This is a genomic window from Microbispora sp. H10949 (assembly GCF_014161435.1).
Lineage (GTDB): Bacteria > Actinomycetota > Actinomycetes > Streptosporangiales > Streptosporangiaceae > Microbispora > Microbispora triticiradicis.
Map to the genome: position 1 here is coordinate 238,971 of NZ_JABBWZ010000002.1, position 25,837 is coordinate 264,807.

General features: G+C 72.4%; 29 protein-coding genes. 17 read left to right on the forward strand and 12 right to left on the reverse strand.

Annotation, left to right across the window (positions count from 1 at the left end):
- Positions 1-32: 32 nt before the first annotated feature.
- From HHX40_RS05370 to coaA, 6 genes are all read right to left on the reverse strand, one after another.
- Entirely contained in the window at positions 33-749 is a 717-nt protein-coding gene (locus tag HHX40_RS05370; protein ID WP_182879635.1) for an ABC transporter permease, read from the reverse strand.
- Positions 746-1,699: an ABC transporter ATP-binding protein gene (locus HHX40_RS05375; protein WP_310737949.1), complete on the reverse strand. Its 954-nt coding sequence runs from the start codon at positions 1,697-1,699 to the stop codon at positions 746-748. The genes HHX40_RS05370 and HHX40_RS05375 overlap by 4 nt, the downstream gene beginning before the upstream one ends.
- Positions 1,696-2,562 (reverse strand): ABC transporter permease subunit, encoded by an 867-nt coding sequence (locus tag HHX40_RS05380; RefSeq protein WP_111699879.1) that lies wholly within the window; start codon positions 2,560-2,562, stop codon positions 1,696-1,698. The genes HHX40_RS05375 and HHX40_RS05380 overlap by 4 nt, the downstream gene beginning before the upstream one ends.
- Entirely contained in the window at positions 2,559-3,500 is a 942-nt protein-coding gene (locus HHX40_RS05385) for an ABC transporter ATP-binding protein (protein WP_111699878.1), read from the reverse strand. The genes HHX40_RS05380 and HHX40_RS05385 overlap by 4 nt, the downstream gene beginning before the upstream one ends.
- A 78-nt stretch (positions 3,501-3,578) precedes the next feature.
- The gene (locus HHX40_RS05390; protein ID WP_182879636.1) at positions 3,579-4,508 is read right to left on the reverse strand and encodes a DUF389 domain-containing protein; all 930 of its coding nucleotides are present in this window, start codon (positions 4,506-4,508) and stop codon (positions 3,579-3,581) included.
- 10 nt (positions 4,509-4,518) lie between these two features.
- Positions 4,519-5,442, reverse strand: a complete 924-nt coding sequence (gene coaA / locus HHX40_RS05395; RefSeq protein WP_310737950.1) for a type I pantothenate kinase — start codon at positions 5,440-5,442, stop codon at positions 4,519-4,521.
- Positions 5,443-5,566: 124 nt separating this feature from the next.
- Between coaA and HHX40_RS05400 the strand changes: the two genes are divergently transcribed.
- Positions 5,567-5,917: a holo-ACP synthase gene (locus HHX40_RS05400; RefSeq protein WP_182879638.1), complete on the forward strand. Its 351-nt coding sequence runs from the start codon at positions 5,567-5,569 to the stop codon at positions 5,915-5,917.
- Positions 5,918-6,062: 145 nt separating this feature from the next.
- Here the strand turns inward: HHX40_RS05400 and HHX40_RS05405 are convergent, their stop codons facing one another.
- Positions 6,063-6,560 carry a MarR family winged helix-turn-helix transcriptional regulator gene (locus HHX40_RS05405; protein ID WP_182879639.1) on the reverse strand — a complete coding sequence of 166 codons (498 nt, stop codon included), beginning with the start codon at positions 6,558-6,560 and terminating at the stop codon, positions 6,063-6,065.
- 92 nt (positions 6,561-6,652) lie between these two features.
- Between HHX40_RS05405 and HHX40_RS05410 the strand changes: the two genes are divergently transcribed.
- From HHX40_RS05410 to tsaD, 10 genes are all read left to right on the forward strand, one after another.
- Positions 6,653-7,513: a haloalkane dehalogenase gene (locus HHX40_RS05410; RefSeq protein ID WP_182879640.1), complete on the forward strand. Its 861-nt coding sequence runs from the start codon at positions 6,653-6,655 to the stop codon at positions 7,511-7,513.
- 115 nt (positions 7,514-7,628) lie between these two features.
- Positions 7,629-9,152 (forward strand): NAD(P)H-hydrate dehydratase, encoded by a 1,524-nt coding sequence (locus HHX40_RS05415; RefSeq protein WP_182879641.1) that lies wholly within the window; start codon positions 7,629-7,631, stop codon positions 9,150-9,152.
- Positions 9,153-9,204: 52 nt separating this feature from the next.
- Complete coding sequence (alr, locus tag HHX40_RS05420; protein WP_182879642.1) at positions 9,205-10,350, forward strand: alanine racemase; 1,146 nt, start codon at positions 9,205-9,207, stop codon at positions 10,348-10,350.
- A 25-nt stretch (positions 10,351-10,375) separates the two neighbouring features.
- Positions 10,376-11,428: an alpha/beta fold hydrolase gene (locus tag HHX40_RS05425; protein ID WP_182879643.1), complete on the forward strand. Its 1,053-nt coding sequence runs from the start codon at positions 10,376-10,378 to the stop codon at positions 11,426-11,428.
- A gap of 71 nt (positions 11,429-11,499) precedes the next feature.
- Entirely contained in the window at positions 11,500-11,961 is a 462-nt protein-coding gene (gene tsaE, locus HHX40_RS05430) for a tRNA (adenosine(37)-N6)-threonylcarbamoyltransferase complex ATPase subunit type 1 TsaE (protein ID WP_182879943.1), read from the forward strand.
- A 237-nt stretch (positions 11,962-12,198) separates the two neighbouring features.
- Positions 12,199-12,846, forward strand: a complete 648-nt coding sequence (locus HHX40_RS05435; RefSeq protein ID WP_182879644.1) for a hypothetical protein — start codon at positions 12,199-12,201, stop codon at positions 12,844-12,846.
- A 2-nt stretch (positions 12,847-12,848) separates the two neighbouring features.
- Entirely contained in the window at positions 12,849-13,403 is a 555-nt protein-coding gene (locus tag HHX40_RS05440; RefSeq protein WP_111699868.1) for a class F sortase, read from the forward strand.
- Between the two features lie 43 nt (positions 13,404-13,446).
- Positions 13,447-14,169, forward strand: a complete 723-nt coding sequence (tsaB, locus tag HHX40_RS05445) for a tRNA (adenosine(37)-N6)-threonylcarbamoyltransferase complex dimerization subunit type 1 TsaB (protein WP_111699975.1) — start codon at positions 13,447-13,449, stop codon at positions 14,167-14,169.
- 19 nt (positions 14,170-14,188) lie between these two features.
- Positions 14,189-14,656: a ribosomal protein S18-alanine N-acetyltransferase gene (gene rimI, locus HHX40_RS05450; protein WP_396699482.1), complete on the forward strand. Its 468-nt coding sequence runs from the start codon at positions 14,189-14,191 to the stop codon at positions 14,654-14,656.
- Positions 14,657-14,721: 65 nt separating this feature from the next.
- Positions 14,722-15,756, forward strand: coding sequence for a tRNA (adenosine(37)-N6)-threonylcarbamoyltransferase complex transferase subunit TsaD (tsaD, locus tag HHX40_RS05455; RefSeq protein WP_138460488.1), 1,035 nt, complete (start codon positions 14,722-14,724; stop codon positions 15,754-15,756).
- Between the two features lie 12 nt (positions 15,757-15,768).
- Here the strand turns inward: tsaD and HHX40_RS05460 are convergent, their stop codons facing one another.
- From HHX40_RS05460 to HHX40_RS05470, 3 genes are all read right to left on the reverse strand, one after another.
- Positions 15,769-16,611, reverse strand: coding sequence for a hypothetical protein (locus tag HHX40_RS05460; protein WP_182879645.1), 843 nt, complete (start codon positions 16,609-16,611; stop codon positions 15,769-15,771).
- A 158-nt stretch (positions 16,612-16,769) separates the two neighbouring features.
- Complete coding sequence (locus HHX40_RS05465; RefSeq protein WP_310737952.1) at positions 16,770-17,969, reverse strand: class I SAM-dependent methyltransferase; 1,200 nt, start codon at positions 17,967-17,969, stop codon at positions 16,770-16,772.
- Between the two features lie 33 nt (positions 17,970-18,002).
- Positions 18,003-18,590 carry a MarR family winged helix-turn-helix transcriptional regulator gene (locus HHX40_RS05470; RefSeq protein ID WP_259403293.1) on the reverse strand — a complete coding sequence of 196 codons (588 nt, stop codon included), beginning with the start codon at positions 18,588-18,590 and terminating at the stop codon, positions 18,003-18,005.
- Between the two features lie 90 nt (positions 18,591-18,680).
- Between HHX40_RS05470 and HHX40_RS05475 the strand changes: the two genes are divergently transcribed.
- The 6 genes from HHX40_RS05475 to HHX40_RS05500 all read left to right on the forward strand — a co-directional run bounded on the left by HHX40_RS05475 (position 18,681) and on the right by HHX40_RS05500 (position 24,311).
- Positions 18,681-19,523, forward strand: a complete 843-nt coding sequence (locus HHX40_RS05475) for an NAD-dependent epimerase/dehydratase family protein (RefSeq protein WP_182879646.1) — start codon at positions 18,681-18,683, stop codon at positions 19,521-19,523.
- Between the two features lie 280 nt (positions 19,524-19,803).
- Positions 19,804-20,118, forward strand: a complete 315-nt coding sequence (gene groES, locus HHX40_RS05480) for a co-chaperone GroES (RefSeq protein ID WP_111699864.1) — start codon at positions 19,804-19,806, stop codon at positions 20,116-20,118.
- Between the two features lie 72 nt (positions 20,119-20,190).
- The gene (groL, locus tag HHX40_RS05485; protein ID WP_182879647.1) at positions 20,191-21,816 is read left to right on the forward strand and encodes a chaperonin GroEL; all 1,626 of its coding nucleotides are present in this window, start codon (positions 20,191-20,193) and stop codon (positions 21,814-21,816) included.
- A gap of 186 nt (positions 21,817-22,002) precedes the next feature.
- Entirely contained in the window at positions 22,003-23,163 is a 1,161-nt protein-coding gene (locus HHX40_RS05490) for a hypothetical protein (protein WP_220498731.1), read from the forward strand.
- Positions 23,164-23,472: 309 nt separating this feature from the next.
- Positions 23,473-24,099 (forward strand): sigma-70 family RNA polymerase sigma factor, encoded by a 627-nt coding sequence (locus tag HHX40_RS05495; RefSeq protein WP_111699861.1) that lies wholly within the window; start codon positions 23,473-23,475, stop codon positions 24,097-24,099.
- Positions 24,096-24,311: a hypothetical protein gene (locus tag HHX40_RS05500; RefSeq protein WP_117408103.1), complete on the forward strand. Its 216-nt coding sequence runs from the start codon at positions 24,096-24,098 to the stop codon at positions 24,309-24,311. The genes HHX40_RS05495 and HHX40_RS05500 overlap by 4 nt, the downstream gene beginning before the upstream one ends.
- On the opposite strand, the gene HHX40_RS05505 is transcribed toward HHX40_RS05500, so the two are convergent.
- On the reverse strand, positions 24,272-24,649 hold the full coding sequence (locus HHX40_RS05505; RefSeq protein WP_111699860.1) for a DUF5319 family protein: 378 nt from the start codon (positions 24,647-24,649) through the stop codon (positions 24,272-24,274). The genes HHX40_RS05500 and HHX40_RS05505 overlap by 40 nt on opposite strands.
- Positions 24,650-24,757: 108 nt before the next feature.
- Positions 24,758-25,762 (reverse strand): helix-turn-helix transcriptional regulator, encoded by a 1,005-nt coding sequence (locus HHX40_RS05510; protein ID WP_182879648.1) that lies wholly within the window; start codon positions 25,760-25,762, stop codon positions 24,758-24,760.
- Positions 25,763-25,837: the final 75 nt, after the last annotated feature.

A 25,837-nucleotide genomic window follows, 5' to 3' on the forward strand; every position in this document is an offset into this window, starting at 1 on the left:
CGTAGCGACAACGAGGGGCGTCGGCCGTGTGGTCAGTCGTCGCCGGTGAGGGAGAGGGAGCGCAGGCGCTGGCCGGTCCACAGGACGGCCCCGGCGGTGACGATGACCATGGCCGGTACGGCGAAGCCCAGCGTCACCTCGGTGGAGAAGAAGGCCGAGGAGGAGATCTGGTCGGCGAGCGACTGGGCCCACTGCTGGATGGAGAACTTGCGCGCTCCGGGCACGTAGCCGCCGACGACGCCCTCCCAGACGAGGGCGTAGATCACGCCGATCGCGACCGCGTGCCGGGTGAGCACGCCCAGCAGCAGGAACACCGCCGCGTACGCGACCCCGCCGAACAGCGCCCCGAGCGTGAACCCGGTCGCGACGCCCGACTCCGTGCCGGTCAGGAGGTAGGCGGCGGCGAACGTGGAGACCGCCGCGAAGACCGCGATGAGGGAGGCCGCGACCACGAACTTCGTCACGGCGATCACCGGGCGGGAGATCGGCTTGGACAGCAGGTGGATGATCGTGCCGTCCTCGATCTCCGGGGCGATGACGCCCGTCCCGCCGATCAGACCGAGCAGCGGCAGCATCGTGCCGATCGCGAAGGTCTTCATCAGCGTCACCGCCGTCTGCTCGGACTCGCCGTTCAGGAGCCTGAGCAGCGCGGCGATCGCGACGAGCGCCACCGGCAGCAGCACCAGCAGCCAGATCCGCTTGCGTCCGAGCATGGCCCGGTACGTGATGTCGGCCACCACCGTGTTCATCGGGCGCTCCCGGAGATGAGGTAGGAGAAGACGCTTTCCAGGTCCTCGTCGGTGGGGGAGACCTGCCACAGGTGGACGTCGAGGTCGCGGGCGGTCCGGGGCAGCAGCGCGGTGAAGCGCGCGAAGTCGGTGACCTGCACCTCGATGCCCTGCTCCGTCAGCGATACGGCGCTGGAGGACAGATCGGCGATGAGCGCGGCGGCGAGCCGCCGGTCGTCGCTCGATCTGACCCGGAACCGGTGCGGCCGGTCGGCCATGCGCCGCCGGATCTCCCGGTAGTCCCCTGACGCGGCGTGCCGTCCGGCGACCAGGACCTCGATGTGGTGGGCCACCCGCTCGACCTCTTCGAGGATGTGCGAGCTGAACAGGATCGTCCGGCCCTCCTCGCCCATCCGGCGGACGAGGTCCATCAGGTGGAGCCGCTGCCGCGGGTCCATGCCGTTGAACGGCTCGTCCAGCAGCAGCACCTGCGGGTCGTGGACGAGGGCCGCGGCGACCTTCACGCGCTGCCGCATGCCCTTGGAGTACGTCTCGATGCGGCGGCCGGAGGCGTCCGTCATCTCCACCAGGTCGAGGGCCCGGCGGGCCGCGTCCGCGGGGGACGGCAGGCCGTGCAGCCGGGCCGCCGACAGCACGAACTGCCGGCCGGTGAGGAAGCCGTACACGGCCTCCTTCTCGGGCACCAGGCCGATCTGCCGGTAGATGTCGTGGTTATGCCAGATCTGTCGGCCGTCGAGGGTCGCCGTGCCGTTCGACGGCGCGAGGAACCCGGCCATCATGTGCAGCAGCGTCGACTTCCCGGCGCCGTTCGGGCCGAGCAGGCCGGTGACCCCGGGCCCGATCGTCATCGTGACGTCGTTGACCGCGACGACGTTGCCGTACCAGCGGGAGACCTGGGCGAGTTCCAGCACGCCCTGGCGGGTGGTCACGGGGGGACTCGTGGTGGTCACGACGCCGCCTTCCGGTAGCGCAGGAGGACGCCCGTCACGGCCAGGGCGATCACGGCCAGCAGGATCAGGCACGAGGCGACGCCCGGGGGATATCCCTCGCCGGTCGCCGGATCGGTGCCGAACAGCGCCGACTGGACGGCGTCGACGAGGAAGAACGGGTTGAGGAGCAGGGCCCAGGGGGCCACGTCGTCCCGGCCGGTCGAGGCGAGCACGGCGTAGAAGAGCCCGGAGACGGCGGCGGTGAACATGTAGAACGCGATCACCACGGCGACCCCGAGGCCGCGGCGCGGGGTGAACGACGCCAGCGCGACGCCCAGGGCGGCCAGCAGCACCGCGCGCAGGACCGTGCCGCCCAGCGCGCCGAGGAAGTCGCCCGTGTGCAGCGGCATCGGCATGTCGATCAGCATCTCGCCGACGAACTCGATCGTGATCGGGAGCGCCATCAGGCAGAACAGCGCGACCGCCAGCGCGGCCAGCTTCGCCACGACGTAGTCGTTCACGGTCAGCGGGCGGGAGAGGTACAGCGGCAGCACGCGGAACCGCAGGTCCGGCGCGACCAGGTACGGCGCCTGCGCGGCCAGGAAGACGGCGATCACCGCCTGCATGAAGACGGCGTACTGCGAATAGGGCATGACGAACTGCTTGGCGAGCGCCATCACACCGATCGACACGACCGTCGGCATCAGCATGATCGCGGCCAGCAGCAGCGGCATGATCTTGGCGCGGATCGTGCGGCCGAGCCCGAACACGCCGCGCAGGCTCTGCACGCCGAGGGCGAGCGTCGCCCGGCCGCGCCCGAGCCGTACGCCGTCGTAGTGGCGGTATCCGATGTCGTGGATGACCGCCGTCGGCTCGATCGTCATGCCACCGGCTCCTTGGCTGTGGACTCCTTGAAGACGTCCTCGATGCGGCCCCGGCGCTGCTCCAGCCGCAGGAGGCTGAGGCCGAGGTCGCTGACGGCGTCACGGACCGCGTCGTAGGTGCGGCCGGGGTCGTCGGGCGACACCTGCACCGTCAGCAGCCTGCCCTGCACCGCCACCGTCTCGCCGCCGCCCGTGAGGCGGTCGGCCAGTTGCCGCTGGCCCTCCTCGACCTCCACCGCGATCGTCTGCTCGGCCCGGGTGAACTCCCGGATCGCCGAGGAGCGCAGCAGCCGCCCCCCGTCGATGACGATCACGTGGTCGCACACCCGCTCGAGCTCGCCGAGCAGGTGGGAGGTGACCAGGACGCTGATGCCGAACTCGGTGCCGACCCGCCGGATCAGCGCCAGCATGTCGTCGCGGCCCTGCGGGTCGAGCCCGTTGGTGGGCTCGTCGAGGAAGACGAGCCGAGGGTCGTGGACGAGGGCCTGGGCGAGCTTGACGCGCTGCCGCATGCCGGTGGAGTAACCCCCCATCGGGCGGTAGCGCTCCTCGTCCAGCCCGACGTGGCGCAGCGTGTCCGCGGCGCGCTCGCGGGCCGCGGTGCGCGGCAGGCCGGACATCTGGGCCATGTGGACCACGAACTCGGTCGCCGAGATGTCCGGGGGCAGGCAGTCGTGCTCGGGCATGTAGCCCACGGTCCGCCGGATCTCCAGGCCCTGGGTGGCCGTGTCCAGGCCCAGCACCGAGGCGCTTCCCGAGGTGGGCGGCACCAGGCCGAGCAGGATCTTGATCAGGGTGGACTTGCCCGCGCCGTTGGCGCCGACCAGGCCGGTCACGCCGGTCCCGGCCGCGACGGTGAGGTGGTCGAGCGCCGTGACGCGGGGGAACCGCTTGGTCAGCCCCTCGGTCGCGAAGCAGGGAGTCGCGCTCGCTGTCATGACTGGCACCCTATCCGGCGGGGTGGCCGCCGGGCCTCCGTCTGATGGAGGAGCCGATCTACGTCTCAGGTATGCCTGTCACGCGCGACTTCCGCCGTACCGGGTCCACAGGCGGCGCTGGAGGAACAGCGTCAGCGTCCCGGCGACGACCATCCCGGCGATGTTGACGACGAGCTGCAGCGCCGACCCGCCGACGTCGTCCCAGCGGCCCAGCGCGAGGGCCGCCGCCATGTAGCCCGCCGCCGGGACGGTGGTGACCGAGATGAAGACGCCGACCAGGGCGGACGACTTGCCCGCGGTGATCGACAGCACGCCGGCGGCCCCGGCGAGCAGCGCCACGATGAACGACCACCGGTCGGGCTTGACGATGAAGTGCACCTCGTCGTTGTGCCGGAGCATGTCCGGGGTGATCATGCCGATCCCGCGCGAGACCAGCGCGCAGGCCAGGGTGACGGCGGTCGCGACCGCGAAACCGACCGCGAGCGTGCGGACCGCCGCGCCGATGAGCGGCCAGTGGCGGCCGAGCAGGCCGAAGGAGACCGCCGCCACCGCGCCGAACTCCGGGCCGAGGACCATGGCGCCGACGATGAGGATCTGCGAGGGGATGAGCACGCCGATGGCCGCCAGTTGCGTGGCGATGGTGAGGAACGCCAGGAAGGCCCAGGTGATGCGGCTGTCGAGGGCGACCCGCGCCTCGAACTGGTCCCACACCACCGCGTCGTCGCCTTCGCCGGGCGCCCGTTCCTCCGCCTCGACGGCTCCACGGGAGATCGACAGCTCGATCTCCTCCGCCGTGATCGAACCGTCCTCCTCCAGGCCGAGCGCCTTGAGGTCCTCGATGACGGCGTTGGCGGCCTCCCTGGCGACGTCGGCGAGGACCACGTCGCCCTCCGGCCGCCGGGCCGCCTTGGCCAGGACCACCACGTTGGTGACGCCCGGCGCGCGGTCGAGCGCCTCGACGACCCGGTCCGTACGCTCATAAGGGGCGATCACCCGCAGATGCAGCATCGGACGATTATCAGGTACGGCGGAGCCGTACGTGGGTGACCGAGTGGTCGGAGCCCTTGTGGAGGATCAGGCCGGCCCGCTCGCGCGTCGGCGCGATGTTCTCCACCAGGTTGCGCTCGTTGATGTCCCGCCAGACGTTCTCGGCGAACGTGGTCGCCTCCTCGTGCGAGAGCGCCGCGATGTGCCGGAAGTAGGACTTCGGGTCGGCGAAGGCCGTACGGCGCAGTTTGTGGAAGCGCTCGACGTACCAGGTGCGGATGTCCTCCATCCGGGCGTCCACGTAGATGGAGAAGTCGAAGTAGTCGTAGACGGCGAGGGCGTCCGGCGGCGCGGGCTGCAGGACGTTGAGCCCCTCCACGATCAGGATGTCCGGCCGGTCCACGATGTGGGTCGCGCCGGGCACGATGTCGTACTCCAGGTGGCTGTAGACGGGCGCCTCGACCGAGGGACGGCCCGCCTTCACGTCGGCCACGAAGCCCACCAGCGCCCGCCGGTCGTAGCTCTCCGGGAAGCCCTTGCGGTGCATGATGCCGCGCTCCTCCAGCACCTTGTTGGGGTGGAGGAAGCTGTCGGTGGTGATCAGGTCGACGCGGGGGTGCTCGGGCCAGCGGGCGAGCAGCGCGTGCAGCAGCCGCGCCGTGGTCGACTTGCCGACCGCGACGCTGCCGGCGATGCCCAGCACGTACGGCGGGGGCGCGTCGTGCTCGCCGAGGAACGCGCCGACGGCGGCGCCGCGCTGCCGCGAACCGGTGAAGTGCAGGTTGAGCAGCCGGGTGAGCGGCAGGTACACGTCGGTGACCTCGGACAGGTCGATCGGGTCGTGGACGCCGCGCAGCTCCCGCAGCTCCGCCTCGGTGAGCGTGAGCGGAGTGTTCCTGCGCAGGTCACGCCATTGCTCCCGGCTGAGCTCGACGTACGGGTCCCCATCTGCCACGTCGGCAAGCGTAGCCACGGCCGTGCACCGCGTCCGCGCGGGGTCGTGCACAGGCTGTGGACAAAAATCGATGGATTACTTTCGCGCGTGACGGGGAAAGAACGATGCCCCGTACGCTGGCGGGGTGATCGTGGGCATCGGGGTGGACGTGGTCGACGTCGCGCGTCTGCGCGCGGCGCTGGATCGTACGCCCGGCCTGCGGCGCCGCCTGTTCACCGAGGCCGAGGCCGTCCTGCCGCCGGAGTCGCTGGCGGCGCGGTTCGCCGCCAAGGAGGCGGTCGCCAAGGCGCTCGGAGGACCGCCGGGCCTGGGGCACCTGGACGCGGAGGTGGTGCGCGGCGCGCACGGCCGTCCCGAGGTGCGGCTCACCGGCAGGGCCGCCGAAGTGGCGCGCGGCCTCGGCGTGCGCCGCTGGCACGTCTCCCTGTCGCACGACGGCGGCATGGCCGTCGCCTACGTGATCGCCGAGTCCTGAGCGCGAGCCCCGCGGAAGCCAGGCGCGCGAAGCCCCGGCCGGGAGCAATGCCCAGGAGTTTTGAGCGGTTGTGCCGAGCGGTTGCGCCGAGCGGAGGTCCTGAACAGGAGCCCTGAGCGGGAGCCTGAGGCCTCTCGCGGCTCCGTCACCCGTCCCGGCGCCCGTGGTGGTCCACCAGACGGGCGAGCAGCCCGGCGAGCTGGTCGCGTTCGGGCCGGCTGAGAGGGGCCAGCACCACGTCTTCGAGTTCGGTGATCAGCTCGTCGAGCCGGACGAAGCGGGCGCGTCCCCGCTCGGTCACCGTGATGACGTTGCGGCGCCGGTCGCCGGGGTCCGGCGCACGCTCCACCAGGCCCCGATCGGTCAGTTCGTTGATGACGGCGACCAGGTCGCTGCGGTAGATGCCGGTGCGGCGGCTCAGTTCGGCCTGGCTGGCCGGGCCGGACTCCTCCAGCGTCGCGAGCACGGCGTAGTGCCACTTGCGGGCGTCGGCGGCGGCGAGCCCTTCGTTGACGAGCCGGTCCGAGTGCGTCGCCGCCAGCGACAGAAGGCGGGTCGGCAGGCTCCGCAACCGGGCGGGTCCGGTCCTCCCGTCCATGGGCGGGGCCGTGGGGGAGGCCGGATCGGGCTCGCTGCTGCTCATGCGGCCATCCTACCGATTGTGTTAGTCCGACTAACGGTTTAATCTGTTCGTGTAACTAACGTTAGTCAGACGAACGAAGCCTGAGGATCTCCATGCCTTCGATCAAGGTGCTCGATTCGGAGATGTACTTCGAGGAGACCGGCAGTGGTGCTCCCGTCGTCTTCCTGCACGGCAACCCCTCCTCGTCCCACCTGTGGCGCGAGGTCCTGCCCCGGATCCGCGCCGGCGCCCGCCTGCTCGCCCCCGACCTCATCGGCATGGGCCGCTCGGGCAAGCCCGCTGTGCCGTACCGGTTCGCGGACCACGCCCGTTACCTCGACGCGTGGTTCGAGCGGCTGGGGCTGGAGGACGTGATCCTCGTCGGGCACGACTGGGGTGGGTCGCTCGCCTTCGACTGGGCGGCCCGCCACCCTGGCCGCGTCCGCGGCGTCGCCTTCTTCGAGACGATCGTGCGGCCGATGTCGTGGAGCGAGCTCGGCGAGGCGCCCCGCGCCCGCGCGGAGACCATCCGCGGCCCCGGGGGCGAGTCGCTGGTGCTCGACCGGAACTTCTTGGTGGAGACCGCCTTCACCGGAGGAGTGCTGACGCCCCTCGACGTGGAGGAGATGCGGCCCTACCTGGAGCCCTATCCCACGCGGGAGAGCCGCCGCCCGCTGCTGGAGTGGGCGCGCTCGATGCCGCTCGACGGCGAGCCGGCCGACGTCGCCGAGCGCGTCGAGAAGTACGGAGGGTGGCTCGCGAGCAGCCACGACGTCCCCAAGCTGCTGCTCACCTTCGACTCCTCCCCGACCCTGCTCATCGGGCCGGAGACGGCCGCGTGGTGTGCGGAGAACATCGCGGGGCTGGAGGTCGAGCACTGCGGCCCGGCCGGCCATCACGCGCCGGAGGACCGGCCCGAGGCCATCGCCGCGGCGATCGGCGCATGGGCCGAGCGGCATGGCCTGACCGTCTGAGAGACCGCCGCCCGTGCGGTGGCGGCCCGTCCCCCTGTCCGTGCCCGCCGTCCCGGGCGTGCGGTGGCTCGCCCGGTGATCGCGATCGGGGTCGCGGGAGGCTACGGTCGGACGCATGCGGACCGCCTACACCTCCGACCAGATCCGGACCGCCGAGACGGCGCTGATGGCGGGGCTCCCCGAGGGGACCCTCATGAGCCGGGCCGCCGCCGGGCTCGCCATGGTCTGCGCCAACCTGCTCCAGGGCGTGCGCGGCCGGGTGTACGGCTCCCACGTGGCGCTGCTGGCCGGCGGTGGGGACAACGGCGGCGACACCCTGTACGCCGGGGCCCGCCTGGCGAGCAGGGGAGCCCGGGTGGAGGCCGTGCTGGCCGGCTCACGCGCCCACGAGGGCGGCCTCGCCGCGCTGCTCGCGGCCGGCGGCCGGGCGCGCCCCTTCGACGCCGCGCGGGCCGGTGACCTGCTCGCGCGGGCCGACATCGTGCTCGACGGCCTCGTCGGCATCGGGGGCGGCGGGGCGCTGCGGGAGCCGTACGGCACGCTCGCCGAGCTGACCGCCGGGGCCGCCGGTCTCGTCGTGGCGGTCGACGTGCCGAGCGGGGTGGACGCGAGCAGCGGACGGGTCGAGGGACCGGCGGTCCGCGCACACCTGACGGTGACGTTCGGGGCCTACAAGGCCGGTCTGCTCGTCGATCCGGGTGCCTCCCACGCGGGATCGGTCGAGCTCGTGGACATCGGCCTCGGGCCGCACCTGCCGGACCCCGAGGTGGCCGCGCCGACCGCCGACGACGTGGCCGGTCTGCTGCCCCGGCCGGGCGCGGAGAGCGACAAGTACCGCCGGGGGGTCGTCGGGATCGCCGCGGGCAGCGACACGTACACGGGAGCCGCCGTGCTCTCGGCCGGCGGCGCGGTGCGTGCCGGCGCGGGCATGGTCCGCTTCGCGAGCACGGCCGAGCCGGTGCGGCTGGTCAGGGCCCGCTGGCCCGAGGCGGTCACGACCGTGCTGGACCCCTCGGCGCCGGAGGGCCTGCTGGACGAGGTGGGCAGGGTGCAGGCGTGGGTGCTCGGGCCCGGGCTCGGCACCGGCCCTGAGGCGCACGCCGTGGCCCGCGCCGTGCTCGCGGCCGACGTGCCGGTGCTGGTGGACGCCGACGGGCTCACGCTGGTCGCCAAGGACCGGACGCTGCTGCGCAGGACCGCCCCCACGGTGCTGACGCCGCACGCCGGCGAGCTGTCGCGGCTGCTCGGCGTGCCGAGGGAGCGCATCGAGGCCGCGCGGCTCGACCACGTGCGGCGGGCCGCCGCGGAGCTGGGGGCGACGGTGCTGCTGAAGGGCTCCACCACCCTCGTCGCGGAGGAGCACCGGCCGGTGCGGGTCAACACCACCGGGACGCCCTGGCTCGCCACAGGCGGCACCGGCGACGTCCTGTCCGGGATCACGGGCGCCCTGCTCGCCGCCGGCCTGTCCGGATACGACGCGGCCTCGTGCGGCGCGTACGTCCACGGCCTGGCCGCGCGCATCGCCGCCAGGGGCGGCGCCGCGGGCGGATACGGCGGAGGCGACGGGAGGCGCGGGGAGGCTCCGATCGCCGCCCTCGACGTCGCCGAGGCGATCCCCGAGGCCCTGCGCATGCTCTGACGTGCGGTGTCCATCGGCGCATCCACCCGGGTCCACCTGACACACTGGGAAAATGAGCTTCTCGACGGCGGGTGCGGCCACCCCGGCTGAGGCACGGGTCGATCTGTCCGCGATCAGGCACAACGTGCGGCTGCTGGCCGAGCGTGCGGGCGGCGCCGAGATGATGGCCGTGGTCAAGGCCGACGCGTACGGGCACGGCCTGGTGCCGGTCGCGGAGGCGTGCCTGGAGGCGGGCGCGGCCCGGCTCGGCACCGCCTTCGTGCGCGAGGCGCTGGCGCTGCGCGAGGCGGGGATCACGGCGCCGGTCATGTCGTGGCTCATCACACCGGGCGAGCCGCTGGACGCGGCGCTGCTCGCGGACGTCGACCTGTCCGCCGGCGCCCCCTGGGTCGTGGACGAGATCGTCGCGGCCGCCCGCCGGACGGGGCGCACCGCCCGGGTGCACCTGAAGATCGACACCGGCATCTCCCGGGGCGGCGCCACCGTCGCCGACTGGCCATGGCTGGTCGAGCACGCCCTCGCCGCGCGGGCGAGCGGCGCCGTCGAGATCGCGGGCGTCTGGTCGCACCTCGCGTGCGCGGACATCCCCGGCCATCCCTCCGTCGACGCCCAGCTCGCCGCGTTCGACGAGGCGCTCGCCGTCGCGGACAAGGCCGGGGTGCCGGGCGACGCCGTCCGGCACATCGCCAACTCCGCCGCGGCCGTCACGCTGCCGCAGGCGAGGTACGACATGGTCCGCCCCGGCATCGCGATCTACGGGCTGAGCCCGATCCCCGAGCTGGGCGACTTCGGGCTCCGGCCCGCGATGACCCTCACGGCCAGGCTCGCGAGCGTGAAGCGGGTCACCCCCGGGACGGGCGTGTCGTACGGGCACCTGTACGTCACCGACCGGTGGACCACGCTTGGCCTCGTTCCTCTCGGGTATGCGGACGGCATCCTGCGAAACGGGACCAACCGGGCGGAGGTACTCGCGGCGGGCCGGCGGCGGCGAATCGCCGGCCGGGTGTGCATGGACCAGTTCGTCATCGACCTCGGCGACGACGCGGCGGAATCGGGGGACGAAGTGATCCTTTTCGGCCCCGGCGACGACGGTGAGCCGACTTGTCAGGAGTGGGCGGATTCCCTGGGCACGATTACTCATGAGATCGTGACGAGGATCGGATCCCGCGTGCCTCGCGTCCACACGGACGGACGCTGAGCATGCGGCTGCGAGGAGGGCAGGCATGAGCACACGTCGCAAGGTCGGGATCGCCGGCGCGGTCTTCGGCGCGGCGTCGGCGGGGGTGGCGGCGGCCACGCTCGCCAAGAGGTACGCCGTGGGCCGCATCCGCCTACGGCCCGACCTGGAGGCGGGCGAGCCCTTCGGCGAGCTGCGCGGACGGCCGGTGACGCTCACCACCTCCGACGGTGTCCAGATCCACGCCGAGATCGACGGTGTGGAGGACGCACCGCTGACCGTGGTGCTGTGCCACGGCTACTGCCTGTCCTCCGACTCCTGGCACTACCAGCGGCGCGTCCTGCGCGACTCCTACCGCCTGGTGATGTGGGACCAGCGCTGCCACGGGCTGTCGGCCCGCGCGCCCGCGAGCGACTGCACGATCGAGCGGCTCGGCGAGGACCTCGCGCTGGTGCTCGACGAGCTCGTCCCCGGGCCCTGCGTGGTGGTCGGCCACTCGATGGGCGGCATGACGATCATGGCCCTGGCGGAGCGGCAGCCGGAGCTGTTCGGCGACAAGATCCGCGGTGTGTCGCTGATCGCGACCTCGGCCGGCAAGCTCGCCGAGCTCACCCTGGGCCTGCCCGCCCTGGTCTCCAAGATGGTCAACCTCGCGGTGCCGCCCGCCGTCTCGGTCATGCGCCGGAGCGGCGCGCTCGTCGACCGCGGCCGGCAGGCCGGCACCGACCTGTCGTTCCTCGCGCTGCGCCACCTCGCGTTCGGCGACTCCAGGAGCGTCAGCCCGACCGTCGTGGACTTCGTCGAGTCGATGATCCGGGCCACGCCCTCCGAGGTGATCGCGGACTTCTATCCGGCGCTCATGTCGCACGACAAGCTGACCGCGCTCGACGTGCTGAACAAGGTGCCGACCGCCATAATCGTCGGTGACCGCGACTGGCTGACGCCGCTCGACCACAGCAGGGCGATCGCGGCCGCCGTGCCGACCGCGCAGCTCACCACGGTGCCGGAGACCTCGCATCTCGTGCAGCTCGAACGGCCCGACGCCGTGAACGAGGCGCTGCGCGAGCTGCTGAAGCGAGCAGAGAGGGGGAACGCGTGACCACGGGTGAGTCCCAGGCCGACGAGGTCCGGACCGCTGGGTCCGGGGCCGCTGGATTCCGGGCCGATGGGATCCGGCCCGCCGAGTTCCGGGCCGCGACCGCCGAGGAGACGCGGACGCTGGGCGCGCGGCTGTCCGCGCTGCTCGGGCCGGGAGACCTGGTCGTGCTGAGCGGGCCGCTCGGCGCGGGGAAGACCACCCTGGTGCAGGGCCTCGCGGAGGGCCTCAAGGTGCGCGGGCCGATCACCTCGCCCACCTTCGTGATCGCCAGGGTCCACCCGTCCCTGTCGGGCGGGCCGGCGCTGGTGCACGTGGACGCCTACCGGCTCGGCGGCTTCCCCGAGGTGGACGACCTCGATCTCGACGCCTCGCTGGAGGAGTCGGTCACCGTGGTCGAGTGGGGCGAGGGCCTGGTCGAGGGGTTGTCGGAGGACCGCCTGGAGGTCCACATCGAGCGCGGCGACGAGGGCGAGGAGCGGCTCGTACGGCTGTCCGGCGTGGGCCCGCGGTGGTCCGCCGTCTCCCTCGCCTGAGCCGCCTCCGCCGAGCGCGGCCGTTCTCGCCACAAACGACCGCAACCCAGACTCTGACGTGCGACAAGGACGCCCGGGGACAAGCCGGGCGTCGCCCGTGCACGATTCAGACCGGTCCGCCGCGCAGTCCTTGACGCCCGTCCGCGATCCTGTGGATCATCGGGGCGACGGAAGATCCTCGGTCATGAATCGGTCAGGATTTTCTGGGTAAGGGACCTGGGTGGAAGAGGTGTGCCGTTGAGCAGGGTCACGCAGGTCGCCGTCGCGGGAGCCCTCATGGTCGGGGCGATGGGCTGCACCGCGCAGGCCTCGGTGCAGGCCGAACCGACCATGACGCTGACCCCGGCCCTGCCGACGCCGCTCGTCTCGATCGCGCGGCAGGACGTTCGGGTGACGATCGAGCCGAAGCGGATCACCGGAGGCGCGACCAGGAGCGTCCGCGTCACCGCCCGCTGCCCCCTGTCGGAGGGCGGTCCCGAATACCGCGCGACCGCGCGTTCCGACGCGTTCACGGGGCTCGTCACGCTGGTGCCGCCGCCGGCGAAGTCCGGCACCCCGGCCTCGGCCACCGCCATGCCGCTGGTGACCGGCAGCGCCACCGTACGGTCCGGCGCGAAGCCGGGCGGATACCGCGTGCAGGTCCGCTGCGAGGCCACCAATGACGTCGGCGAGGCGTCGTTCCGGATCGTCGCGCCGCAGGACGAGCCCGACCGCACCGAGGACCACACGAGGATTCCCACCAGGGCCCCGCACGCGGGCGGCGGCGGCACGGCCGTCGGAGGCCCCGAGGACGCGTCCGGCCCGCCGGTGGGCGTCACCGTCGTCGTGCTGCTGGCCGCGCTCGGCGTCGGCGTCGGGGTGGCCCGCAGGCGCTCCGGAGCCTGACGTTGGCGCTGTCCACCCGGGGGGTGATCGTCGCCGGGGTGGTCACCGGGCTCGTCTTCGCCGTGATCACCGGGGGCGGGGACACGGGCGACCAGGCGGAGGTCAGGACCTCCGTCGTCCCCAAGCGGATCGACATCCCGGCGCTGCGCCTCAAGGCGCCGCTGATGAAGCTCGGCCTCTCCGACGAGGGCGACGTGGAGCTGCCGCCGTTCGACAAGCCGGCCACGGCGGGCTGGTACACCGGCAGCGCCGTGCCGGGCGACCCCGGCGCCTCCGTGATCATCGGCCATGTGGACACCAAGACCGCTCCCGCCGTCTTCTACCGCCTGCGCGACCTGCGTGAGGGCGCGGTCGTCAAGGTGGTGCGCAGCGACGGCAAGACCGCCTCCTACCGCGTGGACTCCGTGGAGCGCGTGCCCAAGAACGACTTCCCGGCCGAGCGCGTCTACACCGAGGACGGCCTGCGCCTGATCACCTGCGGCGGCGACTTCGACTGGAAACAGCACGAGTACCGCGACAACGTCATCGTCTACGCCTCCCTGGTCCGCTCCGCCTGACGGGTGTCCGGGCGCCTGCGCAGAGCGACTACGCTTGACCTTCGTGCTTGTCTTGGCCTTCGACACCGCCACTCCCGCCGTCACCGCCGCGCTGCACGACGGCGAGCGAGTGGTGGCAGAGTCGACGACGATCGACGCGCGGCGGCACGGGGAGCTTCTCGCGCCCGCCGTCGAGCAGGTCCTGAGTGAGTCAGGGGCGACGCTCAGGGACGTCACCGCCATCGTCGCGGGGACCGGGCCCGGGCCGTACACCGGCCTGCGGGTCGGCCTGATGACGGCGACGGCGCTGGCGCTGACCGCGGGCGTCCCGGCGTTCGGGGTGTGCACGCTCGACGCCCTCGCGTACGCCGTGGAGGAGAGCGGGCCCTTCCTGGTCGCGACCGACGCGCGCCGCAAGGAGGTCTTCTGGGCCCGGTACGGCGACCCGCGCACGCGGCTCGACGGGCCGCGCGTGGACCGGCCGCACGACCTGCCCGGCGAACTGCCGGTGATCGGCGCGGGCGGCGCCATGTACGCGGACGTCATCGGCGCCGACCGGACACGCGGTCCGCTGCACCCGTCGGCCGGAGCGCTCGCGGCCCTGGCGGCCGGGCGCCTCGCCACGCTGAGCGAGGAGGAGGCGGCCGAGATCGCCCGCGTGCCCGAGGGGCGCGTCGACTCCGTCGAGAAGGCGCGGGAGCTCTCCGTGCTCGGCCCGCCGCGGCCCATCTACCTGCGGCGTCCCGACGCGCAGGTGCCCGGCGCGCCGAAGCGGGTGACGGCGTGACCCGCGCCGGGAGAACGCCGTGAGGCAGGCGGAGGCCGTCCTGCGTCAGATGACCGCCGAGGACCTGCCCGCCGTCATGGAGATCGAGCGGACCACGTTCCCGGCGGACGCCTGGAGCGAGGCCATGATGCGGGGCGAGCTGCGCGACCAGCCGCGCACCCGGCACTACCTCGTCGCCGAGGTGGACGGGCGCGTCGTGGGGTACGCCGGGCTCGCGGTGGCGGCCGACCAGGCGGACGTGCAGACGATCGCCGTCCTCGCCGCGCACCGCCGCGCCGGCGTCGGCGCCGCGCTGATGGACGGGCTGCTCGCCGAGGCGGCGCGGCGCGGCGCGACCTCGGTGTTCCTTGAGGTGCGGGCGGACAACCCCCCGGCACAGGCGATGTACGAGCGGTTCGGCTTCCGCCGCCTCGGCCTGCGAAGGCGCTACTACGAGGACGGTACGGACGCCATCACGATGACGAAGGACCTTGCGACCAGCGAGTGATCCGGCGAGGCGCGCCGGTGTCCGGACTGCGGAGCGGGCGGGGAAAAATAAAGGGAGCGGTCATTATGGGGCGCGACGAGCCGATCGTGCTGGGGATCGAGACGTCCTGCGACGAGACGGGCGTGGGCATCGTCCGCGGCCACACGCTGCTGGCCAACACCATCGCCTCCAGCATGGACGAACACGCCCGGTTCGGCGGGGTGGTGCCCGAGGTGGCCTCACGGGCGCACCTGGAGGCGATGACGCCGACGGTCGAGAGCGCGCTGACCGCCGCCGGGCTGCGGTTCTCCGACATCGACGCGGTCGCCGTGACGGCGGGCCCGGGTCTCGCGGGGGCGCTGCTGGTCGGCGTGGCCGCCGCCAAGGCGTACGCGCTGGGCCTCGGCGTCCCGCTCTACGGGGTGAACCACCTCGCCGCGCACGTCGCCGTCGACCAGCTCGAACACGGACCGCTGCCCAAGCCCGCGATCGCGCTGCTGGTGTCGGGCGGGCACTCCTCGCTGCTCCTCGTGCCGGACGTCGCGCAGGACGTGATCTCGCTCGGCTCGACCGTGGACGACGCGGCGGGCGAGGCGTTCGACAAGGTGGCCCGGGTGCTGGGACTGCCGTTCCCCGGCGGGCCGTACATCGACCGGGCGGCCCGCGAGGGCTCGGGCTCGGCGATGGCCTTCCCGCGCGGCAAGTACGACGACGGCACGCTCGACTTCTCCTTCTCCGGCCTGAAGACGGCCGTCGCCCGGTGGGTCGAGGCCCGCGAGGCGTCGGGCGAGCCGGTGCCGGTGGCCGACGTCGCCGCGTCCTTCCAGGAGGCGGTCGTGGACGTGCTCACCCGTAAGGCGCTGCAGGCGTGTGCCCGCTACGACGTGAAGGACCTGCTGATCGGGGGTGGCGTGGCGGCCAACTCGCGGCTGCGGGCGCTGGCCCAGGAGCGCTGCGACGCGGCGGGGGTGCGCCTGCGGGTGCCGCGGCCGGGCCTGTGCACGGACAACGGCGCGATGGTGGCGGCGCTCGGCGCCGACCTGGTCGCGGCCGGAGCCTCGCCCTCGACGCTGCGGATCCCGGCCGACTCGTCCCTCCCGATCACCGTCGTCCACGTCTGAGAGACGGCGGGGTCAGTCGGTGCGGTCGCGGGTGTGACCGTGGGCGGGGCCGTGAGCAGAGCTGTGAGCGGGCCGTAGCAGGACCTCCGCGAGCGCCAGCATGGTCTCCTCCAGCGCGGCCAGCCGGCGGGCCACGTCGCCGTGTGCGGGCTCCATGGCGCGGGTGACCGCGTCCGAGACGGTCTCGGCGATCTGCTCGCGGTCGGGCCTGCTCCGCACCGCCTCCGCGAGCGGCGCCACCGCCCCCGCCGTGAGGGTGAGGTCGGCGTTCATGCCCGCCAGGGTCGTGCTCGTCTCGTCCACGCTCGCGGCGACGTCTCCCACTCCGGCGCTCAGCCCGGCCACGGTGGCGGTCACGCCGTCCAGCCGCTCGATCACCACGGCCTCCAGCCGTTCGGTCCGCTCGGTGAGCGAGGTGAGGGCCTTGTCGAGCCGGGTGAAGCGCCCGGCGGCCGCCTCCATGCCGCCCTGGAACTTGCCGAGCCGGTGCGCGAACTCCGTCATCCGGTCGGCCAGCCCCTGCGTCCGGCCGCCGGCCTCCTCCACGTGGCCGCGCAGCAGTTCCACGTGCCGGGCGAGACCTTCGGCCCAGGCCGGCGGCCGGGCCGCCAGGTCGTCGAGCCGTTGCGTGATCGCCTCCAGCGCCGCGCCGAGGCCGCCGAGCTCACGCTCGCGCACCTCGCGGAGCAGCCATTCCATGCCCTCAAGCCGCTGGCGGATGTCGTCGAGCGCGGCGCCCTGCGTCCGCTGCTCGTAGACGTGGTCCTGGGCCGCCCGGGCGAGCAGTTCGCGCATCCGGTCGGAGATGGCGGTCTGGCTGCCCGCCTGGAGGAGGTTGTGGCTGGAATGCTCCACCGAGAATGCTCCTTCAGCTCGCCGAAACGTGGGTTCAGCCCGGTCTCGCGCAGACGAACGAGCAGGCGGCACTGCCCGACGGCCAACTTTAGGCCCTGACCCGCAGCCGTCAGGCGTGGACTGAGAAAGGCGATGATTGCCGGTGAATTGCCGGGAGTTCAGCCTTTCTGGCTGGTCACAGGCTGACAAAGCAGCGCGAAGGGCCGGTCCTCGATCCGGGTGAGCACTATCACCACGGACTCGTTCCCGGACAGCCGCAGGTCCTTCCGCAGGCGTTCGACGTCGACCGCGGATCCGCGTTTCTTGATCGTCGCCGTGCCGACGCCCCGCTCGCGCAGCGCGGCGCGCAGCCGTTTGAGCGAGAACGGCATCACGTCGGTGACCTCGTAACACGCCGCCCACGGCGTGGGCACGAGGCGATCGCCGGTGATGTAGGCGATGCGCGGATCGACGAGGTGGCCCGACACGAGGGCCGCCACCTCGGCGACCAGGTGCGCCCGTACGGCGGCGCCGTCGGGCTCGTAGAGATACCGGCTCACCGGCCCGGTCTCCGCCTCCGCGCCCGAGGCCGTGAGGGTGGCGCCGGAGGGCAGCAGGGTGGCGCGGCGGCCGCCCGTGCCCATCCCGGTCCAGATGGCCGCCTCCTTCACCTCGCCCCGGTACGACACCCATTCGGCCTCGGCGCCCTCCGGGATGAACTCGTACGGAATGCCGGGGGCCGTCTTCAGGCAGGCGGCCCGAGCCCGGGCGACCAGGTCGAGCACCACCGGCCACGCGGGGGAGTAGGCCATCGGGTCGAACGTCCGTCCTCTCGCCCCCCTCCTGGCCGGGTCGGCGAACAGCAGGTCGTACCCCGCCGGGCCGGCCGCCGCGGCGTCCGCCGTACGCACGGTCACCAGGGAGGACAGGCCGAGCGCCGCCACGTTGGCACGGGCGATCTCCACGGTCAGCGGGTCGAGGTCCAGCGCGTCCACCCCGCATCCCGCGCGGGCCAGCGCGAGCAGGTCGCCGCCGATGCCGCAGCAGACGTCGAGCACGCCCGGCCCCACTCCGGCCGCGCCGATCCCGGCGGCGCCGATCCTGGCGGCGCGGTGGGCGGCGACCTCGGGCCGCGTGGCCTGCTCGAGTCCGTGCGGGGTGAAGTACATGACGGCGGCGTCGGCGCCGAACTTCGCTTCGGCACGCCGCCGCAGCGACGCCTGGGTGAGCGCCGCGGCGGTGAGCTCGGGGGAGTGGGATCGGCGCAGCGCGCTCGCGGCCGCCACCGGGTCCGCGCCGTCGGCGAGGATTCTCACGGCGTCGTCCAGGGCCCCGCGTCCGGCGGGGGCGAGCAGCATGCGGAAGGCTTCCAGGTCCACGCTCGCGACGCTATCGCCCGCGGCCGGTGCTCATCAGCAGGTGCGTACGTCGCCGAGGGAGGCGAGCAGCTTGCAGAGCAGGCCGGACAGTTGCTCCCGGTCCTCCGGAGTGAGACCGGCGAGCAGCCGGTCCTCGTTGGCCACGTGGCCCTCCAGCAACTCGTCGACCATCGCGTGGCCCCGGTCCGTGAGGGTGATCAGGACCATGCGGCGGTTCGACGGCGAGACCTCCCGATGCACCAGGCCCTTGGCGGTGAGGCGGTCCACCCGGTTGGTGAGGGCCGCCGAGCTCACCATCGCGGCTGCGGCGAGGTCGCCCATGCAGAGCCGGTGCTCGAAGTTGGCGCGGAAAAGGGTGGCGAGCACGTCGAACTCCCACGGCTCCAGGTCGTACCGGGCGAAGTGCTCCTTGACGCCCTTCTCCAGCAGGCGGGACGCCCGGGAGATCCGCCCGGCGACGCCCATCGCCGAACAGTCCACGTCCGGACGCACCCGGGCCCAGCCGCTGAGGATCTGGTCGACGGCGTCGTTCACAGTGTCGTTCCTGGTGGTGCCGTTCATGAGGTTGTCGTCCATGATGCGCGCGGCCGAAGGTCCACCCGCCGCTCCTCCTCGTCTCATCGTAACGCTTACTTCGACGTTGAAATGTCGACCCCTCCTAAGCTAACCTCCGATCGAAAAGTCAGACGTCGAAATTTTAGAGGTGAAACGATGAAGGTTCTGGTTCTCGGCGCGACGGGGTACATCGGGTCGGCGCTCGCGGAGCGGCTCTCCGAGCACGGGCACGACGTGGTGGCGCTGGTCCGGCCGAAGCCGCGCGAGGTCGCCCTGCCCGGCGAGGTGCGCCACGGCGACCTCCATGAGCCCGAGACGCTCGCGAAGGCGGTGACCTCCGACATCGACGTCGTCGTCCACGCCGCGAACCCCGTCGGGGACGAGGCGGTGGACGTCGCCGCGATCGAGGCGCTGGCCGGCGGCGGCGCGCGACTGGTCTACATCAGCGGCGTGTGGGTGCTCGGCGCCACCACCGAGGCGGCGGACGAGAACGCCCCGGTGGACCCGATCGCCCTGTCCGGCTACCGGCCGCGGGTGGAGAGGCTCGTGCTGGACGGGGGCGGAGTCGTCGTCCGGCCCGGCGTCGTCTACGGCCGGGGCGCGGGAATCCCCGCCCTGCTCGCCGCCCCCGGCGGGGAGGACGGCAGGTACGTCCACGCGGGCGGCCCGGCGCCGACCTGGTCGACCGTGCACGTGGACGACCTGGCGGACCTGATCGTGCTCGCGATCGAGAAGGCCGCGCCGGGCAGCCTCTTCCACGCGGTCGCCGAGGAGGCGGTGAGCGTCGCCGACGCCGCCGCGGCCGCCGGCCGCAGCGGGAAGGCCGTGCCGTGGCCGATCGACGAGGCGAGCGAGGTGCTCGGCCGCCCGTTCGCCGAGGGCCTCGCCCTGAGCCAGGTGGTGAGCGGCGACCTCGCGAGGAAGGACCTCGGCTGGAGCCCCAGCAGGCCCGGCCTCGTCGACGAGGTCCGCTCCGGTTCGTACGCCACCCGCGCCTGACCGGCCCGCGGGCCGGAGTCGCCACCGTAGGGCCCGGGGGTCGCGGTGGTGACGCGCAGGCGGCGGAGGGCTGAACGGGGGCTCTCGGACGCGTTGCCGGGAGGTGGGTCTGACCTGCGGGGCGGGTTCGTGTTGACTGTCACGCGCCACTTGCATACTGTTTCGTGTTGGCACTCTGCCATTGAGAGTGCCAACAGCGACGAGACAGGTCTGACACCCGCGACGGCAGGCCGCTGGTCGCCTCTTCAGCTCATTCATCGCAATCTGAAGGGGAGGTCCGATCGTGACGACCGCCACCAAGGTTCCCGTTAAGCCGCTCGGCGACCGCATCGTGGTCCAGCCGCTTGAGGCCGAGCAGACCACCGCCTCCGGCCTGGTCATCCCGGACACCGCCAAGGAGAAGCCGCAGGAGGGCCGCGTGCTCGCCGTGGGCCCGGGCAACTGGGACGAGGACGGCGAGAAGCGCATTCCGCTCGACGTCAAGGAGGGCGACGTCGTCCTCTACAGCAAGTACGGCGGCACCGAGGTCAAGTACGGCGGCGAGGAGTACCTGGTGCTCTCGGCTCGCGACGTGCTCGCCATCATCGAGAAGTAGTAGGCCGCGCAAGCCATGAGGAGCCCCGGGTCCACGTACCCGGGGCTCCGACGTGCTCACAAGGAGACCTGAATGCCGAAGATCCTGGAGTTCGAAGAGGACGCGCGGCGCGCTCTCGAGCGTGGTGTGAACGCTCTCGCCGACGCCGTCAAGGTGACCCTCGGCCCGCGCGGCCGCAACGTCGTCATCGACAAGAAGTTCGGTGCCCCGACGATCACGAACGACGGTGTCACCATCGCTCGCGAGGTCGAGCTGGAGAAGCCGTACGAGAACCTGGGCGCCCAGCTCGCCAAGGAGGTGGCGACCAAGACCAACGACATCGCGGGTGACGGCACCACCACCGCGACCGTCCTGGCCCAGGCCATGGTCCGCGAGGGCCTGCGCAACGTGGCGGCCGGCGCGCAGCCGCTGTCGCTCAAGCGCGGCATCGACAAGGCCGCGCAGGCCGTCAGCGAGCGGCTGCTCGGCAGCGCCCGCCACGTCGAGGACAAGAAGGAGATCGCCAACGTCGCGACGATCTCCGCGCAGGACGCAAAGATCGGCGGTTTGATCGCCGAGGCCTTCGACAAGGTGGGCAAGGACGGTGTCATCACCGTCGAGGAGTCCAACGCGATGGGCCTGGAGCTGGAGTTCACCGAGGGTCTCCAGTTCGACAAGGGCTACCTGTCGCACTACATGGTCACCGACCCCGAGCGCATGGAGTCGGTGCTCGAGGAGCCGTACGTCCTGATCCACCAGGGCAAGATCTCCTCCATCGCGGACTTCCTCCCGCTGCTGGAGAAGGTCGCCCAGACCAAGCGGCAGCTTCTGGTCATCGCCGAGGACGTCGAGGGCGAGGCCCTGGCCGTCCTGGTGACCAACAAGATCCGCGGCACCTTCACCTCCGTCGCCGTCAAGGCTCCGGGCTTCGGCGACCGCCGCAAGGCCATGCTGCAGGACATCGCCACCCTCACGGGCGGCCAGGTCGTCAGCGAGGAGATCGGCCTGAAGCTGGAGCACGTGGGCCTGGAGGTCCTCGGCACGGCCCGCCGCGTCGTGGTCAACAAGGACACCACCACGGTCGTCGACGGCGCCGGTGACGCCCAGGCGATCGAGGACCGCATCCGCGAGATCAAGATCGCGATCGAGCAGTCCGACTCCGACTGGGACCGCGAGAAGCTCCAGGAGCGCCTCGCCAAGCTCGCCGGCGGTGTCTGCGTGCTGCGTGTCGGCGCCGCGACCGAGGTGGAGCTGAAGGAGAAGAAGCACCGCCTTGAGGACGCGATCTCCGCGACCCGCGCCGCGATCGAGGAGGGCATCGTCTCCGGTGGCGGCTCCGCGCTCGTGCACGTGTCCAAGGAGCTCGACAACCTCGGCCTGACCGGCGACGAGGCCACCGGCGTCTCGATCGTCCGCAAGGCCCTGGTCGAGCCGGCGCGCTGGATCGCCGAGAACGCGGGCCTGGAGGGGTACGTCGTCACGACGAAGATCGCCGCGCTGAACGCCGGCGAGGGTCTGAACGCCGCCACCGGCGAGTACGGCGACCTGGTGGCCCAGGGCGTCATCGACCCCGTCAAGGTGACCCGCTCGGCCGTGCAGAACGCCGCGTCCATCGCCGGCATGCTGCTGACCACCGAGGCCCTCGTCGTGGACAAGCCCGAGGAGGAGGCTCCGGCCGCCGGCGGCGGCCACGGCCACGGCCACGGTCACGGCCACTGATCGACGGCTTGATCGACGGTCGCTGATCGAAGGCGATCGATCGGGAGCCGCTCGGCAGAGTCGACCGATCGAATCGGCAACCGCGCCCCGCGCCGCCCTCACGGGTGGACCGCGGGGCGCGCGCTTTCTCCGGGAGTTTCCCCGAAACCACCTATCTGCCGAATCTGGGTCAATACGATCGTCGGCGTGCGATTCGGACGCAGGACTCTTGCCGCCGCGCTGGTGCCGGGTGCCGGTCTCTCCATTCGCGGGGCGACGTTGGCCGGAGTGACGCTGGCCGGAGTGACGCTGGCCGGGCTGACCCTGGCCGGGGTGACGGCTCCGCCCGCCGTCGCGGAATCCGTACCGGCGCAGGCGGCGAGTCTCGGGGGAACGCAGGCGGGGAGCCTCAGAGGAAAGGTGCCCGTGCCGCCCGATGCGCGGCCCGCGGACGTCTCGCGCCCCACCACCGTCGTCGGCCGGGGCACGCCCGCGAGCTGCACCTCCCAGGCCTTCGTCAGGGCCGTCGCCCGCGGCGGCGTCATCACCTTCTCCTGCGGCCCCCGCCCGATGACCATCAGGCTCACCGCCACGGCGAAGGTCCGCAACACCAGCGCCCGCGTCGTCGTCGACGGCGGCGGGAAGGTGACGCTCAGCGGCGCGGGCAGACGGCGCATCCTCTACATGAACACCTGTGACCGGGCCCAGGTGTGGACGACCTCGCACTGCGACGACCAGCGGACACCCGCGCTGACCCTGCAGAACCTGACGTTCGCCGACGGCGACTCCACCGGCGAGAGGACCGACGGCGGCGGTGGCGGCGCGGTCTTCGCCCGCGGCGGCAGGCTCACGGTGGTCAACTCGCGGTTCGTCCGCAACCGCTGTGACCGCACCGGCCCCGACCTCGGCGGCGCGGCGATCCGCGTGCTCGACCAGTGGCACGACCTGCCGGTGTACGTCGCGGGCAGCACCTTCGAGAACGGCGTGTGCTCGAACGGGGGAGCGCTGAGCGGCATCGGCGTGTCCTGGCAGATCCTCAACAGCGTCTTCATCGGGAACCGGGCGGTCGGACGCGGCGCCAACCCGGCCAAGGCCGGAACCCCTGGTGGCGGCAACGGCGGGGCCGTGTACGCGGACGGCAACAGGTACACCATCCGGATCGCCGGCTCGCTGATGACCGGCAACCACGCCAACGAGGGTGGCGGGGCGGTGTTCTTCGTCAGCAACGACCGCAGCGGCACGCTGCGCATCGAGCACTCGACGCTGCGCCGCAACGTCAGCGGGCAGTTCGAGACGCGCGGCTTCCCCGGCGTCTTCTACCTCGGCGCCGGCGGTGCGCCCAGGGTGGTCTCCTCCACCCTCCGATGAGGGCCGGCGCCCGAGAGGGGGCGCGGTCTATACCGGCGGCGTACGCGCCGGCTCCCCGGCGGGGGCGCGCCCGGCCGGTGCGGTCCATACCGGTGGCGTACGTGCCGGAGGCGCCGCGCGGCAATAGGCAGACGCCGCATACTTCTTATTACCTGTCAAGGCATCCGGTATATATCTCTCGTTTTGGTCATTCTGGTTGGAATGTTCCAACGGTCGCGTGGTCGATTGATTACAAAGGGTTATCGCCGCGTCAATGTGACCAATCCGTAGCCGTTAACCATGACGACATGAACGATCGCGGCGGGCATCATGCCTAACGTGACCGAGGGATGCGTCGCCGACGCCGCAACTGGGGTAAGGCTTGCGACGAGATCGGATGAGTCCGACCTCAGGGAACTGACCAGCCTTGCCGTACAAGGAGATCGCACCGCGATCGAATCACTGCTGGGACAACTGCGCCCGATGGTGGTCCGGTACTGCAGGGCCCGGCTGGGGAGGGTCTCCGGTCAGTACCACATCGCCGACGACGTGGCGCAGGAGGTGTGCATCGCGGTGCTGTCGGCGCTGCCACGCTACCGCGACATGGGCCGCCCCTTCGCCTCGTTCGTGTTCGGCATCGCTTCGCACAAGGTGGCGGACGCGTTGCGCAGTTCGGTGCGCTCCGCGGTGCCGACGCAGGACCTGCCGGACGGGCCCGACGAGGGCCCGGGGCCGGAGGAGACCGTCGTGCGCTACATCGAGGCGCAGCACGCACGGGACCTGCTGGCCCGGCTTCCGGACACCCAGCGCGAGCTTCTCATCCTGCGGGTCGTCTCGGGCCTTTCCGCCGAGGAGACGGGTAATGTACTCGGCATGACCCCTGGTGCCGTCCGGGTCGCGCAGCATCGTGCGCTCGCCAGGCTCCGGCAGCTGGCCGAGCTGGAGTCGATTGCGTGACCATGAAACGTCGTCGTACGGCGGGCCTTCCCGGGTCGTACGGCGATGCCGACATGGAGGGCGACGTAACGCGGACGGACGCCCTCCTCGACGCCCTCGCCCGCCGGGAGGCCCTGAGCGGGACCGACGCGGCCCTCCGGCTGCTCGGCGCCCTGGTCGCCGACGTGGACAGTCAGCGGCTCTCCTCCGTGTCGATCACGCCGTCCACGTAGCCCCGGGCGTACTCCCAGCTCACGTAGTCGGACGGATCGGGCTGGAAGGCGGGCTCGTGGACCTGCGGCCGGCCGTTGTCGATCATCTGGCGCAGGTTGCCGCGCAGTAGGTCCCAGTCGAAGTAGTGCTGCTCGCCGCACTCGGGGCAGTCGAGGACCAGCCCGAGCACGCCCTGGGGTTCGAGCAGGGAACGGAAGACCTCCACGTCGGCGAGATCGGTCAGTGCCTCGTCGCGCTCGGCGAGCGTCAGCGGTTCCACGTCGTCAGCCGACCCGAGCTCCGCCGCGGGGTCGTCAGGGTCATCCGCGAACGGGTCGCGGGGGACGTCTTCCAGCACGCATCCCACCTTATGACCACGGCCCCCTCCAGGAGCGAAAGTGCGCCTCATCTGCTCGTCAGGCCCTTCGCTCCGGCAGCGTGCCTCGCGGCGGGGTCCGCGGCCGGGTCACAGCCAGCCGCGGCGGGCCGCCTCGACCCCCGCGTGGAAGCGGGACTGGGCGCCCAGCTCCGCCATCGCCTCGGCGAATCTGGCCCGTACCGTGCGTACTGACACGCCGAGACAGCGGGCGACGGCGTCGTCGGACAGCCCCTGCGCGGCGAGTCGCAGCACCTGCCGGGCGCCGTTGTGCGGGGAGATCGGGGCGGCCCGGGCCCACAGCTCCCCGAACAGCGCCCGCAGGGCTCCGGCAGCAGCCGGGGCGCGGACGACGCAGCAGTTGTAGGCGTTGTCGGGCAGGGGAACGCCCCACTGGGCGGGCAGCCAGACGGTGCCGTCGCCGAGCGCGAGGAACCAGCTCGGCACCTCGTCGAGCGCGCGCAGATTCGCCCCCGCCGCCGTGAACCGTTCATACATCTCCCGTACGGCGGGAGACGACAGAGCGGCGTGCGGGACGATCGCACGCAGCCGCACGACGCCGTCCGCGGCGGCCCGGATCCACTGCGCGCTGTGGGCGTCGGCGAAGCGCACCACGGTGCGGTGGTCCGGGACCGCCATGACCAGATCGGCGGGAGGCGCCTGCAGCGCGTGGCCGATGACGCTCTCGTAGAGCGCGTCGGCGCCGCTGACCGGCTCGACCGGCAACCCCCCGCCCCGCCAGTCGCGCCCGGTGTCGTAGTGGCGGGTCAGGCGCCCGGCCGCCGCGATCATCTCGTCGAGCCGCCGGCTCTCCCGCGCCATGCGGTCCAGCCGCTCGGTGACCAGCCGCCCGATCACGGCGGCGGGATGCCGCGCGACGACCTCCTCCCGCCACCGGTCGACCGCGCCGAGCCGTACGAGGGCGTCGAGGGCGTCGAGCACGTCGGCGGCGGGCCGGTCGACGGCCTCGGCGAGCTCGGCCGGGGTGGCCCGGTGGAGGCGGAGCGCGGCCGCGTAGAGGGCCGCCTGGCCGGGGGAGAGCCCGAGGCTTTCGAATGGGCCGGTCCGCGGGGTGGCGTTTCCCGTCGTACTCATGCTCGCTCCGTCGGTGGTCGCACTGGCCGGAAGCGCGAACCCCCCGCTCACATCCCCGTCACGCCTCGGGCCGTG